Source organism: Caballeronia sp. Lep1P3 (assembly GCF_022879595.1).
Taxonomy (GTDB): Bacteria; Pseudomonadota; Gammaproteobacteria; order Burkholderiales; family Burkholderiaceae; genus Caballeronia.
In genome coordinates, this window is record NZ_CP084268.1 from 110,223 (window position 1) to 125,476 (window position 15,254).

11 protein-coding genes are annotated in these 15,254 nt (G+C 63.2%); 8 read left to right on the forward strand and 3 right to left on the reverse strand.

Annotation, left to right across the window (positions count from 1 at the left end; all coding sequences use genetic code 11):
- Window positions 1–95: 95 nt before the first annotated feature.
- The 3 genes from LDZ27_RS24820 to LDZ27_RS24830 all read right to left on the reverse strand — a co-directional run bounded on the left by LDZ27_RS24820 (window position 96) and on the right by LDZ27_RS24830 (window position 5,544).
- Window positions 96–2,426, reverse strand: coding sequence for a polysaccharide biosynthesis tyrosine autokinase (locus LDZ27_RS24820; RefSeq protein ID WP_244818340.1), 2,331 nt, complete (start codon window positions 2,424–2,426; stop codon window positions 96–98).
- A gap of 596 nt (window positions 2,427–3,022) precedes the next feature.
- Window positions 3,023–4,318 carry a hypothetical protein gene (locus tag LDZ27_RS24825; RefSeq protein ID WP_244818341.1) on the reverse strand — a complete coding sequence of 432 codons (1,296 nt, stop codon included), beginning with the start codon at window positions 4,316–4,318 and terminating at the stop codon, window positions 3,023–3,025.
- Between the two features lie 518 nt (window positions 4,319–4,836).
- Window positions 4,837–5,544, reverse strand: a complete 708-nt coding sequence (locus tag LDZ27_RS24830) for a FadR/GntR family transcriptional regulator (protein WP_244818342.1) — start codon at window positions 5,542–5,544, stop codon at window positions 4,837–4,839.
- 128 nt (window positions 5,545–5,672) lie between these two features.
- Between LDZ27_RS24830 and LDZ27_RS24835 the strand changes: the two genes are divergently transcribed.
- The 8 genes from LDZ27_RS24835 to LDZ27_RS24870 all read left to right on the forward strand — a co-directional run bounded on the left by LDZ27_RS24835 (window position 5,673) and on the right by LDZ27_RS24870 (window position 15,173).
- Entirely contained in the window at window positions 5,673–6,551 is an 879-nt protein-coding gene (locus LDZ27_RS24835; RefSeq protein ID WP_244818343.1) for a fumarylacetoacetate hydrolase family protein, read from the forward strand.
- Between the two features lie 2 nt (window positions 6,552–6,553).
- Window positions 6,554–7,339, forward strand: a complete 786-nt coding sequence (locus tag LDZ27_RS24840) for an alpha/beta fold hydrolase (RefSeq protein WP_244818344.1) — start codon at window positions 6,554–6,556, stop codon at window positions 7,337–7,339.
- A 149-nt stretch (window positions 7,340–7,488) separates the two neighbouring features.
- Window positions 7,489–8,826 (forward strand): amidohydrolase family protein, encoded by a 1,338-nt coding sequence (locus LDZ27_RS24845; protein ID WP_244818345.1) that lies wholly within the window; start codon window positions 7,489–7,491, stop codon window positions 8,824–8,826.
- 85 nt (window positions 8,827–8,911) lie between these two features.
- Entirely contained in the window at window positions 8,912–9,931 is a 1,020-nt protein-coding gene (locus LDZ27_RS24850; protein WP_244818346.1) for an ABC transporter substrate-binding protein, read from the forward strand.
- A 13-nt stretch (window positions 9,932–9,944) separates the two neighbouring features.
- Window positions 9,945–11,489, forward strand: coding sequence for a sugar ABC transporter ATP-binding protein (locus LDZ27_RS24855; protein WP_244818347.1), 1,545 nt, complete (start codon window positions 9,945–9,947; stop codon window positions 11,487–11,489).
- Complete coding sequence (locus tag LDZ27_RS24860; RefSeq protein ID WP_244818348.1) at window positions 11,486–12,493, forward strand: ABC transporter permease; 1,008 nt, start codon at window positions 11,486–11,488, stop codon at window positions 12,491–12,493. Before LDZ27_RS24855 ends, LDZ27_RS24860 begins: the two co-directional genes overlap by 4 nt.
- Window positions 12,490–13,452, forward strand: a complete 963-nt coding sequence (locus LDZ27_RS24865) for an ABC transporter permease (protein WP_244818349.1) — start codon at window positions 12,490–12,492, stop codon at window positions 13,450–13,452. The genes LDZ27_RS24860 and LDZ27_RS24865 overlap by 4 nt, the downstream gene beginning before the upstream one ends.
- A gap of 245 nt (window positions 13,453–13,697) precedes the next feature.
- The gene (locus LDZ27_RS24870) at window positions 13,698–15,173 is read left to right on the forward strand and encodes an ISNCY family transposase (RefSeq protein ID WP_370653378.1); all 1,476 of its coding nucleotides are present in this window, start codon (window positions 13,698–13,700) and stop codon (window positions 15,171–15,173) included.
- The last annotated feature ends 81 nt before the right edge of the window (window positions 15,174–15,254 follow it).

Below are 15,254 nucleotides of genomic sequence, written 5' to 3' on the forward strand. Positions count from 1 at the left end.
GATGCATGTGACGGACATGGAAATTCCTGTTGGCGGTGGACGGGCGGCAAGAGTTCGCCTGCCGCGCGGAACCAGCGTCGACCGCGTTTTCGCACTTAGCTCGAACGAGGCGTGTGTTCCTCTTCGACGTCCACCGGATTCGACATGTACGCGCTCGCATAGGCATACGTGCGTCTCTCGCTGCGGCGCTTGGGAACCGCATTGAAGATCACGCCCGCGATGCGCGCGCCCGTCAGGTCCAGCCGCTTGATGGCTTCCTCGAGTTCGTCCTCGCTTTGCGCGCTCGGGCGCACCACAATCACCGACGAACCGGCGTTGGCGGCGATGAGACTCGCGTCGCTCACGGCAAGGACTGCGGGCGTGTCAATAATGACGAGGTCGAACTTGCTTTGCAGATAGTCGAGGATCACGGGCAGACGTGGCGTCGACAGCAACTTCGAGGGATTGGCCGGATAGCGACCGGCCGTCATCAGCGATAGGCCTGGCACGTCCGACTCGCGAATGGCGCGATCGACATGGACCTTGCTCGCGAGCACTTCCGAGAAGCCATTTCCGCCGTTTTCGCCGAAAATTGCACCCATGCGTCCATGCCTCATGTCGCCATCGATGAGCAGCACGCTCTTGCCCGATTGTGCATGCAGCACGGCAAGGTTCGACGCAACGAACGTCTTGCCGGTGCCCGGCGCGGCTCCTACGACTGCAAGCACGGTATTCGGTGCAGCAGCGATATCGAGCATGAGCGACGCATGCACCGCACGCAACGCTTCAACGGCAAGGTCCTGCGTGCCGCGAGCCGATAGCGGATGGCTGCCCTCAACGCGCGACTCGGCATCGGTATCGTCGCTTATTACCCGGCGTGCAGATCCGTTGGTGAGGGACGGCCGGCGACTCATGCCGGGCAAAAGCGATACTTTCGATGGCCGGTCCAGGCGCGCCTGCATTGCGCTAAAAGCCACCGCGCCGAAGACAGGCAAGCTCAAGCGGCGCTCGATCGAGTGCGGCGTTCTCACGCTGCGCGAAAGCTGGTCACGGAAGTACACGAACAGAATGCCGATGATGATGCCGCCCGCTGCGCCGCCAGCGATGATGAGCAGGCGCTTCGGCTTCGACATTTCGGTGGGATAGATAGCCGAATCGATCAGATGCACGTTACCGATCGTGCCGGCGCGCGTGACGGCAAGCTCGCTCGCCTTTTCACGCATGGCGACATAAATGTCTTCGGCGACCTTCGCATCGCGCGTGAGGTCCATCAGCTTGCGCTCCGAAGCAGGGAGCCGCCCAAAGCGCTGATCGAAGGTTCGTTTCTGCGCATTCAGCGTGGCGAGCTGTGCATCGATGGTGCGCACCTCGGGCGTATTCGCCGCGAAGCGGCTTGCCGCCTGAGTGCGTTGCATCGTGAGCGTGGCGATCTGCCGTTCGATATCGATACTGCCTTGCAGATACGACGACGCTTCGGTGCCCGGCTGCATCGAGTTCGCGGACGTGCGGTATGTCGTGAGTTCGCTTTCGGCACGCTGCAACTCGTGTTCGAGTCGGGGAAGTTCGCCGAGAATGAAGTCGCGCGTCACGCTCGCTTCTTCGCGATGCTGGTCCACGTGAGCCGCGATGTACGTCTGCGCGATCGCGTTGGTGATCTCTTGCGCGATCTTCGGATCCCGGTCTTCATAGATGATCTGCACGACACCGGAGTCCTTCATCGACTCCATGACTTTCAGGTGCTTCAGAAAGCGCGTGACCGCCTGATACTCGCTAAAGCGCACGACCTTGAAATCAGTCCCGGGCCGCGCGACGAGACTGTCGACGAGGATGGATATTCCGTCCGACTTCGTGAGCTTGCCGACCGCGCCATGAAGAATAGGATTGCCGTTGTCGTCGCTAAGCTCATACGCACCTCGCGGAAGCACGCGCAGAATGAGTGTGGCGTTCTCGAGTCGAGGGGGAACCTCCAGCGTCTGAATGTTCGCCTCTTCACCACCCCATGCGAATGAGTCGAGGCCAAGAAGCGGCGTAACAGGCTGACCCGGCGTTGCGAAGAGGGCGCTGATACGTCCGAACAACGGGAACTGACGCGGCTCGACGGACACATCCTGATGGTATTTCTTGATGACCGGCAGAAGGACTGCGCGGCTTTGGATGATCTGCATTTCCGCATCGGTCGGCAATGTCGACGGGACGGGCTGCTGCTGTGACTGAGCATTCACGCCTAACGCATTGGGATTCGGATAGTCGACCTTCACCAGCGCGTCCGCCGAGAAGTACGGAGTAGCGACGAACGCGTAAAGCGTGGCTACGCCCGTTGCGAGAAGGATGAAACCAACGACAACCCACACGTTATCGACTAGCAACTTCCAGAAGTCGCTGGCGGTGAACGCGTCGTCTTTCGAGCGCGCCGGCATAGGATCGAGTCCAAGTACTGGTGTGTTCATCAGTGCTTTTCCTTGTGAATGCCTTACACGAATTTCAAGGGCGAACCCAATCCGGCGCGCGAGCGCAAAGAACACCACGCATGCCGCTTACCCGCACATCGCACACATTCAGCGAACCAAACGTCTAACCATACGACCGTGCGACGCAGTCCTCATTGCAAGTTTCTCGATGCTCAAGCCAGAAATCTGGTCCTGCACGCGTCCCTGCTTATACATACGAAAGACAAGCCTTCTGCAATTCGAAGGAAAGATAGATGAGCACGCAAGGCGGTGCTCGGGCTACCCGGCTATTAGTCTACGAAGTTCGGAGAACTTAGGCAGAGGTTTCGCAGGTCTACGCACGAATCATACGCTGCGAACCGCAGGAAAAAATTCAAACATGAACGCGCCATCCATCGGTGCGGCTTGCGCCCAAGCGAGCGTGATTCAGACAGAACGTTGGCGATGCCAACTAGTGTATACATCTACGTACCTAGTGGGCAACCGTTTCAGTCATCAGTTCTTTATGGGCCGTTAGAACGAGCGTTCTCTATTAAATGTACTCAGTCTGCATCATTGCGCTGACTTAAGAAACGAACTCATCGTTATAGCGTTCTTCAAGTACTCCCGAAATGAACGTACTGCGATGTGCTGACGTCTTGATCGGCACAGATGAGCGTTGTGGATGATACGGGCTTGAACGCGGACCGGGCAATGGCTACTGCCTTTCGGAAGCCGCTGCCGACTTCTCGCTCTCGTCCATTAGCCGACTGCTGAATGCCCGGAAGACCGGGCGCCGATCCGTAGAAGCACATGAAAGGGCTTCCACGCGTGAGTGCGCCGCTATATCTCCACGCCTTGTCGGTCACGTGGGCGAGTAATTTTTGATCGATCTGTATCGCGCGCCGCCGGAGGCAATTGAGAACCGAATTTGCAGCCGAAAGCGACTGCGCAAGTACGGGCAGCCCTGCGTGGATTCCCACATTCAAGAGGCGCAGCACTTGCGAATAGTCCGGCTCATCTTCGAGAATCGCCCGGCTGGCGAACACGATCGCAGCATCCGGCGACCCCCGTGCCATGTCGAAGAGATTTCTCGCATCGGACAACGTGAATCGATCGAGCGCCCGGAGTCTGAGGGCGGCGTAGCCCAGCGCGCAGCCGCTGAGCGCGTCCTCGCCAACACCTGCCCAATCGAAGCCCTTCCCGAGTTCTTCTTCAACGTCGGATAGATGTTCCGATTCGTCTAGTGAAAGAAGGGATAGGAGTATGTTGCGCGGTCCCGCAGGCAATCGCGATACCGCAACATTCAGGGCGTCACCGAACGCCCTTGTCGCGGCATTCGCCGTCAGCAGTATCCTCACACGGCCCAGCGGAAGCGAGATGAAACGTGACGGGATGCCCGGCCCGCCGAGTTGCAAGACCGATGGATCACTCGTCGTCAGTTCGAATTGTGTTGCGTACTCCTTCGTCTCAAGCCCTTCTAACGGAAGTTCGACTGGACGGCATTTCCCAAGCCGGCGCGCCCACAGTCTTCCAATCACATGGCAGGCGGGTGTGTCGCTAAAAGAAACGCGGGCTTGCGGGGCCAGATTCACGTCGCCCGCGGCCCACATCAGCCAGTCTGGAATGTCCTCGGGCACGAGATCGATCGTATGCTGAGTGGTCCGTCCAATCAAAGGAAGACGCCGCGTGATGACCGCTCCTTGACGCGTGATTACGTCGACGAGCACCCACGAACAATAAGAGCGAAAGACTTCGGTGCGCGTGGACGATGCGTCTGCTACCTGCGCTTCGTCCGGGACGTCGAAACATCTGGGCCGCGTGGTCGAAAGAATGCCATGAGCGATTGCGGTGCCTCGTTCAGTTCTTATTCGTACCGGCAATGAGCAATCGCCCTCTGCATCGTCAGTCAACCTCCCGAGACTCAGTATAAGCACTCGATTCATACGAATGGCCCTGAAGGAAAGTAGGCAATCACATACGACGATTCAGTTCCGCTAGGAATCCTGTCCGTTGGAAGATACGCAATGCATCGGACAACTACAATAAAAATGAAAAAGGGCTAGTGCGGACGAGACGCGAGCAGCTTAAGAGGAACAAAGCGGGAAGCGCGGTTCGTTGGCAGTCGCCACGAATCCGCGCGCGCTATTCATCCGATAGAAGTCGCGGCGAGAGAAGGTTTTGCGCACTGAAATAGCACGCTGGTTAGCGAACTGAACTGGCTGAACGCCGACATCAGAGCGATTCGGTCGGCGCATCGCACGACTATCGATGCGGGCGATAGAACGAGCGGTCGGTTAGAGGTACACATGCCGCGACCGAGTGCCGCTAACGCGGATGCACTCCCGTCACGCAATGTGGCAAGAAAAGGCAAAGCACACCCGCCGGGTTTTTCGCTGACGAACCACGCCCGCGAATCCGACTAAGACTTTCAATTCCCGAACAGGTTATCCCTGATCTGCCGCAGATGGTTCGTCAATACGTCGCGGGCCAGTTCGGCGTCACGGTCGCGAAGCGCCTCGACGATCGCGCGATGCTGCGCTTCGTATTGCCTGCGTCGGCCCGGCGTGAGCGATTTGCGCTTGAGCCGTCCCCATTCCCCTTCTTCGCGCACTTCGTTGGTCAACTCCAGAATGCGCAGAAAGAAGCTGTTGTGCGTTGCGACCGCGAATGCGCGATGCAGCGCGCCATCCCAATGCTCGAATTCCTCGATGCTCTGCGCCGCCTCCGAGCGCGCGATGCACTCGCTCATGTGCGTGAAGTCCGCGACCGTCGCATACCGCACGATCAGCCCCGGCATCAGCGGTTCGATGAGAAGCCGCGCTTCCATCAACTCGGCCGGGCTCGTCTGCACGGCTTCGCTTTTCGGCTCGGGCGCAGGCGCCGGCATGCTCGCGCCCGGCAGCACGAACGTGCCGCTGCCCACCGTCTGCCGTATGAGCCCGCGTCCTTTCAAATCCGCGAGCACGCGCCGCACCGCGCCGCGCGACGCGCCGAATTCTTCGCTCAACTCGCGCTCGGGCGGCAGGCGCACGCCTTCGCCGAACCGCCCGCTACGGATCGCTTCCTCCAGATAGCTTGCGAGTTCGCGCGCGCCTTTCGCGCGGACGGTCGGCCTGGTTTCCTCGACATCGCTCATGACTTTTCCTGCACAGCTTAATAAGTACCAATTGGTACGGATGGTTGGTTAACCCTAGTTCTTTTTGTTCTTGTTTGGTCCTAGAGTGGCTCCAGATTCACCCGTCAGACCTAGATTAAAGGCCCACCATGAAATTAGCAACCTTGCAGGAAGTTGACGCGGAAACCGTCGCGCTAGTCGATACGGATGCCGGGATCTATTGGCCGGTTTCGCAGCTATGCGACGGCTTTTCCGGCGACATGGTCCAATTGGTACAACGGTTCGCGGACCTTCGTGAATCGCTGAAGCCGCGCGGCGAAGGCAAGCCGCTCGCGTCCGCGACCGTCCTCGCGCCGATCGGCACGCCGCGCCGCAATGTCTTCTGTGTCGGCAAGAACTATCACGATCACGCCGAAGAGTTCAGCAAGTCCGGCTTCGACAAGAGCGCGCAGGCCGGCGAGCACATTCCCGAAGCGCCCGTCGTGTTCACGAAACCGGCGTCCTCGATCATCGCGACGGGCGAGCGCATTCCGCGCCACGCCGACGTAACGCAACAGGTGGACTACGAAGTCGAGATCGGCGTCGTCATCGGCAAGGCGGGGCGCGGCATTCGAAAGGCCGACGCGCTCGATCACGTATTCGGCTACACGATCATCAACGACGTGACCGCGCGCGATCTGCAAAAGCTGCATCGCCAGTGGTTCATCGGCAAGTCGCTCGACGGCTTCTGCCCGATGGGTCCGTATCTCGTCACCGCCGACGAACTCGACGCGTCGAACATCGACGTGCGCTGCTGGATCAACGGCGAGCTGCGTCAGGAGTCGAATTCGAAGCTGCTGATTTTCGACATCCCGACGATCATCGAGACGCTCTCGGCGGGCATGGAGCTTCAGCCGGGCGACGTCATCGCGACGGGCACGCCCGCAGGCGTCGGCATCGGCTTCAATCCCCCGAAATTCCTGCAAAGCGGCGACGTCGTGCGCATGGAGATTCCGGGCATCGGCATTCTAGAAAACGAGGTGGCGTGACCATGGCAACGACGCAAGTGCAGGGCGTATTCATCGAAACGGAAGGCGAGGGCGCGCCGGTCGTGTGCATTCACGGCCTCGGCGGGTCGTCGAACAACTGGACGCCGGTGCTGCCGGCGTTCGAAGGCAAGAAGGTGATCCGCATCGATCTGCCGGGCAGCGCGCGCTCGCCGTTGTCCGCCGGGAAGTTGTCGATCGACGCGTATGTGGACACCATCGCCTCCGTGCTGCGCGAGCTTCAGGTCACGCAGGCGGACATCGTGGCGCACTCGATGGGCACCATCGTCGCGCAGCATCTCGCCGTGAAGCATCCGGACCTCGTGAAGAGCCTCGCGCTCTTCGGGCCGCTCGTCGCGCCGCCGGATGCGGGTCGCGAAGGCATGCGCCAGCGCGCGGGCATCGCGCGGGACAAGGGCGTGCCGGGTCTGCAGGAAATCGCCGACGCGATCGTCAAGGGCGCGACGAGCGACGAAACCAAGTCGCAGCGGCCCGTCACGCTCGCGCTCGTGCGCGAGAGCGTGATGCGCCAGTCGCCCGAAGGCTACGCGCAGAGCTGCGAGGCGCTCGCGGGCGCGCAGGCCGCCGAGATCGAGCGCATTCAGGTGCCGACACTGCTCGTCACCGGCGACCAGGACGGCGTTGGCAAGCCCGATGCGGTCCGCGCGATGGCCGAACGCATCGCGGGCGCGAAGGTCGTCGTGCTGGACGGCTGCGGCCACTGGACGACGTTCGAGAAGCCCGCCGAATCGACGGCGGAGCTGCGCAGCTTCTATCAGGCGGCGCAGTAAGGATTGAACGGACGGGCAAGCCGGACGCAACAAAATGCCGCCCAGACGGCGACGCGGCCGGCGTGTCATCGAAAGAGCCAACGAAGGTCACGCAATCGACTGCTGGCGGGCGCAGGAGCGCGTCGCGCCGCAGCGTGGAGGAGACAGACATGAGTTCGATCTTGTTCACCAACGTATCCGTTTTCGATGGCAGCGGCGCGCAGCCGTTCAAGGGCCAGGTGCTCGTGGACGGCCAGCGCATCGTGCGTGTCGCGCGCGAGGAAGAGCCGTTGAGCGCGCCCGAAGCGCAGCGCATCGACGGGCGCGGCGCGTTTCTGATGCCCGGCATGACCGAGGCGCACACGCATTTTTCGTGGAACGACCAGCCTTCGCTGTCCGCGATCCAGTTCATGCCGCCTGAGGAGCACATGCTCTGGTGCGTGCGCGTGGCGAAGCGCTACCTCGAAATGGGCTGGACATCGGCATTGGGCGCGGCCGCCGCGAAGCCGCGCCTCGACGTGGTCTTGCGCAATGCCGTGAATGCAGGCGAATTTCCGGGGCCGCGCTATCTCGCGGGCAGTCAGGAAATCACCATTCTCGGCGGCCTCGCGGACAACACGCTTCCGCACATGCCGTTCAAGGAACTGAATTTCGGCGCGGTCGTGAGCGGCCCCGAAGAGATGCGCGCGACCACGCGCATGTTCGTGAAGTACGGCGTCGATCATCTGAAGATCAATCTGTCGGGCGAGTACATCGCCGGGATCTCGGCGGAATCGTCGCCGTTCTCGGAGGAAGAAATCGCGATGCTCGCGGCGGAAGCGAAGCGCGCCGGCAAGCGCGTGGCGGCGCATGCGCGTTCGAGCGAATCGGTCAAGCAATGCGTGCGGCACGGGCTGGAGCTGATCTTCCACGCGAGCTTCGCGGACGAAGAAGCGCTCGACATGCTCGAAGCCAACAAGGAGAAGCATTTTGTGGCGCCGGGCATCGGCTGGCTCATCAGCACGCTGTATCACGCGGAGAAGTGGGGCATCAGCGAGGAGATGGCGACGAAGATGGGCTACAAGCGAGAGCTCGAAACCGCCGCCGAAACGCTGCGCAAGATGCACAAGCGCGGCATTCGCATCCTGCCGGGCGGCGACTACGGCTTCGCGTGGATGCCGCACGGCACGAACGCGCGCGATCTCCAGTACTTCGTCGATTACATCGGCATGACGCCGATGGAAGTGCTGATGTCGGCGACCCGTTACGGCGGCGATTTGATGATGATGGGCGACGAGCTCGGCCAGATTCGCGAGGGCTATCTCGCCGACATCATTCTCGTCGACGGCAATCCGCTCGCGGACCTCACGATCCTGCAGGACCCGAAGAAGATCACGCTCGTCATGAAAGACGGCGAAATCTTCAAGACGACGCACGACTCGCTGCCGCCGCGCGGCGAGCTGCACATCGGCACGTCGCTGCCCGCCGATGCGGGCGTCGAGAAGACTGCGCCCGCGCCCGTGCACTGACACGCGCGCAGAAAAAGGCTTCGCGCCGGCCCGATACGGCGGCCGGCGCGAACGCACACGCACACGCAAATCAGGAGACGACGACATGAAACCGCGCACTTTGCTCGCCGCCGTGGCGACAGCCTTCGCGTGCGCATCGGCGTTCGCCGGCGCGCCGGCAATCGGGCTGTCCAACGGCTATTTCGGCACCGAATGGCGCAACCAGATGATCGACGGCGCGAACCAGCAGTTCGAGACGTACAAGGCGAAGGGCCTCGCCGACAAGCTCGTGATCCAGCAGTCCGGCGCGAACACCGGCCAGCAGATTCAGGACATGCGCAACATGATTCGCCAGAAAGTGGGCGCGATCATGGTCGATGCGAATTCCGCGACCGCGCTCAACGGCGTGATTTCCGAAGCCGAGCGCAACAAGATTCCGGTCGTCTCATTCGATCAGGCCGTGTCGAACCGCTATGCGACCAACGTCACCGTCGATCATTACAAGTGGGGCCAGCGCTACGCAGAATGGATCGCCGAACAGTTGCACGGCACGGGCAACGTCGTCGTGCTCGACGGCATTCCCGGCCATCCGGCGGCCGAAGCGCGCAAGAAGGCCGCGCTCGATACGTTCGCGAAGTATCCCGGCATCAAGGTCGTGTGGTCCGGCTACGGCGAATGGGACGAAGCCAAGGCGCAGTCCGTGATGGCGACGGTGATCGCCGCGCAACCGAAGATCGACGCCGTATTCACCGAAGACGCGATGGCGCTCGGCGTGCTGCGCGCGTTCGAGAACGCCAACCGCCGCGTGCCCGTTATGACCGGGGAAGCGCAAAAGGGCTTTCTCACGGAATGGAAGAAGCAGCGCGACGCCGGCAACCCGATGAAGGTGTTCGTGCAGGTGAATCCGCCCGACATCAGCCGCACGGCGCTCGGCATCGCGGTGCGTCTTGCGCAGGGACGCAAGCTCAAGTCGCTGCCGGACAACACGTACTACTTCCCGATCACGAAGACGGTGACGACGGATACGCTCGACGCGACGCTCGCTTCGATGAGCGACAAGTCCGACAGCTACTTCCTCGGGCAGTGGCTCAGCGAAGCCGAACTCGACGCGCTCTTCGTGCAATAACGTCAGGCCGATCATGTCCGTGCTCATCGCGAAGGGACTCACGAAGCGTTACGGCGGCGTGCTGGCGCTCGACGACGCGAGCCTCGCGCTCGCCGCCGGCGAAGTGCTGGGGCTGCTCGGCGCGAACGGCTCCGGCAAGTCGACGCTCTCGAGCATCCTCGCGGGCGACAGGATGCCGGATCGCGGTTCCATCGAACTGGACGGCGTGCCGCTCGCGCCCGGATCGCCCAAGGCGGCGCGCGCGGCGGGCATTGCGATCGCGCATCAGCATCCGGGGCTCGCGCCCGACCTGCCGGTCTGGGAGAACGTGTTCCTCGGCGCGGAACCGTGCCGCGCGGCGCGTTTTCTGGATCAGCCGCGCACGCGCGAGCGCGCGCGCCAGTTGCTCGAAAGCCTGCGCGCCGGCTGGAACGTGGATGCGCCCGCCGGCAGTCTCACCGCCGCCGATCAGCAACTCGTGGAAATCGCGAGGGCGCTCGCGCTCGAGCCGCGCATCCTGATTCTCGACGAGCCGACCGCCGCGCTCGCCGCAGCCGAAGTCGACAGCCTGATGCGCGCCGTGCGCGGCCTGACGGCGCGCGGCACGGCGGTCGTCTTCATCTCGCACCGGATGGCGGAGATTGAGTCGCTGTGCGACCGCGTGATGGTGCTGTGCAATGGCCGCGTGGTCGGCGAGCTGCCGGTGCGCGGCCAGCTCGACGAGCCGCGCGTGCTGGAACTGATGGGCGGCGTCGCGGGCGGCGCGGCGGCCGCGCATGTCCACGATGGCGAGCGCGATGCGTCGCGGCCGGATCAGCGCGCGCGTGAGAGCCAGTCCGTCGCGATGAGCGTGCGCGGACTGCGCGCGGGCGCGCGGCTGCGCGGCGTCGATCTCGAGGTGAAACGCGGGGAGATTCTCGGCATCGCCGGATTGCAGGGCCACGGTCAGGAGGAACTGCTGGATGCGCTCGCGGGCTTTCGCGTGCCGGATGGCGGCGAAGTGACGCTCGACGCACGCGCCGGCGCGACCACGCTCGTGCCGCGCTCGCCGCGCCAGATGATTTCGGCGGGCGTCTGCCTCGTTCCGAACGACCGGCATCGGCAGGGCCTGTGGCTCGATCATTCGGTCGAATTCAATCTCGCGCAGGTCGGCGTGAACTTCGACGCGAGTCCGTGGCGGCTGCGCCGCGCGCCGATCCGCCGCTTCGTCGACGATGTCGTGGCGCGGCTGCGCATCAAGACGTCCGACGTGCGCCAGCCGGTGCGCGACCTGTCGGGCGGCAATCAGCAGAAGGTCGTCATCGGGCGCTGGCTGAACCGTCAGGTCGACGTGCTGCTCCTGAGCGACCCGACGAAGGGCGTCGATGTGATCGCGCGCAAGGATATCTACGAGGCGATCGGCGCGCTCGCCGCCGCAGGGACGGCGGTGCTCGTCTACGCATCGGATACGGAAGAACTGCTCGCCGTGTGCGATCGGCTCGTCGTCATGTACGAAGGCCGGATCGTCGCGGAACTGGAAGGAGACGAAATGAACGAATCGCGCGTCACGAGCGCCCTGTTTGGCCGGAGCGCCGCATGAAAGCGCATCTGAGCGAAGGGCTTGGGCGTACCAAAGCGTGGCCCGCGAGACGCATCGGGACGGGGCTGAAGGCGGCGTCGGCGCGGGTGGCGAGCGCGTTGCCGGCACTCGCGATGCTGCTCGCGGTGATCGTCTGCAATGCGTGGCTGCAGCCGGATTTCCTGAGCGCCGATTCGCTCGCGAGCAACATGCAGAACGCCGCGCCGGTGATTCTCATCTGCATGGCGCAGGCGGTCATCGTGCTCATGGGCGAGCTGGACCTGTCGGTGGGCGCGGGCATCTCGCTCGTCAACTGCGTGCTCGCGGCGCTTCCCGGCTTCATGGGATGGGGCGCCGGCGCGACGTGCCTCGCGGGGTTGGCGGCGGCGCTGCTCGCGGGCGCGTGCAACGGCTTTCTCGTCGGTTACGCGAAGCAGAGCGCGTTGATCGCGACTTTCGCGACGGGCGCGGTCTGGTTCGGCTGCGCGCTGCTCTTGATGCCGCAGCCCGGCGGAACGGTGCCCGACGCGCTCGGCGAATGGTTCGCGGCGCGCATCGGCGCGTTGCCGGTCGCGGCGCTGCCGGTGCTGGCGGCCATCGCGATCTGGGCGGTGCTGCAGCGGCACCGCTTCGGACGGCGGCTGATCGCAACCGGCAGCAACGCGGACGCGATGTTCAAGGTCGGCGTCGATGTCCGGCTCGTCAAGCTGCTCGGCTACATGCTCGCGTGGCTCTTCGTGTTCGCGGCGGCGGTGTGCCTGTCCGCGCAGACCGCCTCGGGCGATGCGCGCCTCGGCCTGCCGTACACGCTCAACTCCGTTGCAGCGGTGGTGATCGGCGGCATCTCGCTCGCGGGCGGGCGCGGCTCGATGCTCGGCGCGGTCTGCGGATCGCTCGTGCTCGCGCTGATCGGCAACGTCGTCTATTTCGCCGGCATCCCGAGCAACTATCAGGAAGTGTTCAAGGGCGCCGTGATCGTGATTGCGCTCGGTTTCACGTTCGTCGGCGCGAAGAGGAGGGCATGAGCATGCAGACGCATTCGCGACGCGTTTTTCTGTTGGTGCTGGCCATTGCGGTGCTGGTCGGCGGGCAGTTTGCGGTGCCCGGTTTCGCGAACCCCGGGCAGATCGCCAATCAGTTGAAGATCGCGACGTTTCTGGGGCTTTTCGGTATCGCGCAGTCGCTCGTGATGATCGCCGGGGAACAGGGGCTGGATCTCTCGGTCGGCGCGGCCGCGACGCTCGGCGGTATTCTCGGCGCGGCGCTGCTCGGGCCTGCATCGCCGGGACTCGCTGCGGCCTTCGCGGTCGCGGCGTTCAGCGGCGCGCTCGTGGGCGCGGTGAACGGCGTCGGCATCACGCTCTTGCGCATTCCGCCGCTCGTGATGACGCTCGCGATGGCGAGTCTCGTCGATGGCGGCTTGATCGTCTGGTCCTCGGTGATGCACGTCGCTACGGCGGCGAGTCCGGCGCTCGCGGCGCTTGCCGGGCGAACGATAGCCGGCGTGCCGACCGTCGCGCTCATCTGGCTGGTCGCGGGCGCGCTCGTCTGGCGCTTCCTCGGCCATTCCGCGTGGGGACGGCGCGTGCTCGCAAGCGGCGCGAACCCGACTGCCGCCGCCATCGCCGGGACGCGCGTGCGCGCGATCCGCGTCGCTATTTATACGGCGAGCGGGACCATCGCGGCGCTGACGGGCGTGCTGCTGGTCGGCTATGTCGGTCAGGCGTTTCTCGGGCTCGGAACGACGTATGTGCTGCCGAGCGTCGTCGTGGCGGTGATCGGCGGTGTGTCGCTCGCGGGCGGACGCGGCGATTACATCGCGGTCGCGATGGCCGCCGTGCTGCTGACCGTGCTGACGAGTCTCCTGACGGCGCTGCAGATCGGCGAGGCGGGCCGGCAATGCATCTTCGGCGCGACGCTGCTCGTGTTTCTGACGTTCAATGGATGGTCGTTCAGGAACGTGTTGCAACGGCGGCATGCGTAGGTGGTCGTGCGGGCTGGTTCATGGTCGAGCGTCGGGCGTTGGTGAAAGGCGGGCTGGTGGTTTCGTCGATCGTGAATCGGCGGTGTGACGTCGCCGTTTCATCTACGTGCACTTGAGTTGACATAAGGTTTATTAACGCATTTTTTAATGTAGGTCCCAGATAGAAATGTCGCATTTCCGCCAGATAGAAATGTCGTGTTTCGACGTAGGTTCATTGCCAGACAAGCGTTTCAGGAGCGCTGGCGATGAACACCACTGGGACCATCACGATGTCGATGCGCGAGTTGGACCGGCTCAGAGTGATTCAGGCCGTGACCGAGCGGCGGCTCAAGCCCGGGCAAGCTGCCGAACGGCTGGGGCTGAGTGTGCGGCAGATCGAGCGCCTGGTGCTGCGCTATTGTGCAGACGGTGCGCGCGGTCTGGTGTCGGGCAAGCGCGGGCGCGCGGGGAATCATCGGCTGCCTGAAGGCGTGGCGCAGCGCGCGATCGCGCTGATCCGCGAGCGTTACGCGGATTTTGGTCCGACGCTGGCGGCCGAGAAGTTAGCCGAGTGTCACGGTATCAAGCTGGCGGTCGAGACCATTCGCGCGCTGATGACGGCCGCGGGGCTCTGGGTGCCGCGCAAGCAGCGCCCGCCGCGGATTCATCAGCCGCGTAATCGCCGGGCGTGTCTGGGCGAGCTGATCCAGATCGATGGCAGCGAACATCGGTGGTTCGAAGACCGGGCGCCGCCCTGCACGCTGCTGGTGTTCATCGACGATGCGACGGGTCGGCTGATGACGCTGCATTTCACCGCGACCGAGTCGACCTTCAGCTATTTCGAGGCGCTCTCGAAGTATCTAACGACCCACGGCAAGCCGATCGCCTTCTACAGCGACAAGGCCGGCGTCTTCTACGTCAAGAACCGCTCGAGCACGGCAGGCAAAGGCGTGACGCAATTCGGCCGGGCCTTGTACGAGCTGAACATCGACGCGTTTTGTGCGAACACGAGTCAGGCCAAGGGACGGGTGGAACGCGCCAACCTGACGCTACAGGACCGGCTGGTCAAGGAGCTTCGGCTACGGGACATCAGCACTTGGGAGGCAGCCAACGCTTATGCGCCCTCCTTCATCGCCGATTTCAATCGCCGTTTTGGTCGCCCGCCCAAGAGCGATCACGATGCCCATCGACCGCTGCGTGACGATGACGATCTCCGCCAGTCCCTGACGCACCGCGTCTGGCGCAAGGTCACGCACGCGCTGACGGTGCAATACGACCGAGTGATGTACTTGTTGGAAGACACGCCTGCGAACCGCCGGCTGATTCACCAGCAGGTTGAAGTGGTCGAGTACCCGGATGGTGAGGTCGAGGTGCAGGCGGATGGCGAAGTGCTCGCTTGCGCCACGTATGACCGCATTGCACGGATCGATCAGGGTGCGGAAGTCGAGAACAAGCGGCTGGCACATGCACTCGAAGCTGCGCGACTCCTGCAGGCCAAACGCGATGATCGTCGTGCCTCCGATGCGCCGTCACGCACGCATCGTGGTGAACAGGTTCGAGCCAAGAAAGCGCTTGAAGGACTGAAGAAGCAACGTGCACTGAGCATCACCGACATGAACGAAGCGATTCTCGAAGTCAGCGCAAAAGCCATGCGGGAACGGGAGGCGGCTGCGCCGCCCCGACCCCGCAACCGGAATGAAAGTAAGCCAAACATCGGTGCAAAACGCGACATTTGTATTTAGCTGGCACCGCGACATTTGAACTTAGCGGGGACATTTAAGTAACGGCTGTATTTCAATTCCGCGTCTTCAACCAACGCCCAG

Excerpts from the sequence above, each read along its gene's own strand:
- LDZ27_RS24840 (WP_244818344.1), top strand. The coding sequence starts at position 6,554 with ATGGCAACGACGCAAGTGCAGGGCGTATTCATCGAAACGGAAGGCGAG.
- LDZ27_RS24850 (WP_244818346.1), top strand. The coding sequence starts at position 8,912 with ATGAAACCGCGCACTTTGCTCGCCGCCGTGGCGACAGCCTTCGCGTGC.
- LDZ27_RS24860 (WP_244818348.1), top strand. The coding sequence starts at position 11,486 with ATGAAAGCGCATCTGAGCGAAGGGCTTGGGCGTACCAAAGCGTGGCCC.
- LDZ27_RS24865 (WP_244818349.1), top strand. The coding sequence starts at position 12,490 with ATGAGCATGCAGACGCATTCGCGACGCGTTTTTCTGTTGGTGCTGGCC.
- LDZ27_RS24820 (WP_244818340.1), bottom strand. The coding sequence starts at position 2,426 with ATGAACACACCAGTACTTGGACTCGATCCTATGCCGGCGCGCTCGAAA.
- LDZ27_RS24870 (WP_370653378.1), top strand. The coding sequence starts at position 13,698 with ATGAACACCACTGGGACCATCACGATGTCGATGCGCGAGTTGGACCGG.
- LDZ27_RS24835 (WP_244818343.1), top strand. The coding sequence starts at position 5,673 with ATGAAATTAGCAACCTTGCAGGAAGTTGACGCGGAAACCGTCGCGCTA.
- LDZ27_RS24845 (WP_244818345.1), top strand. The coding sequence starts at position 7,489 with ATGAGTTCGATCTTGTTCACCAACGTATCCGTTTTCGATGGCAGCGGC.
- LDZ27_RS24855 (WP_244818347.1), top strand. The coding sequence starts at position 9,945 with ATGTCCGTGCTCATCGCGAAGGGACTCACGAAGCGTTACGGCGGCGTG.
- LDZ27_RS24830 (WP_244818342.1), bottom strand. The coding sequence starts at position 5,544 with ATGAGCGATGTCGAGGAAACCAGGCCGACCGTCCGCGCGAAAGGCGCG.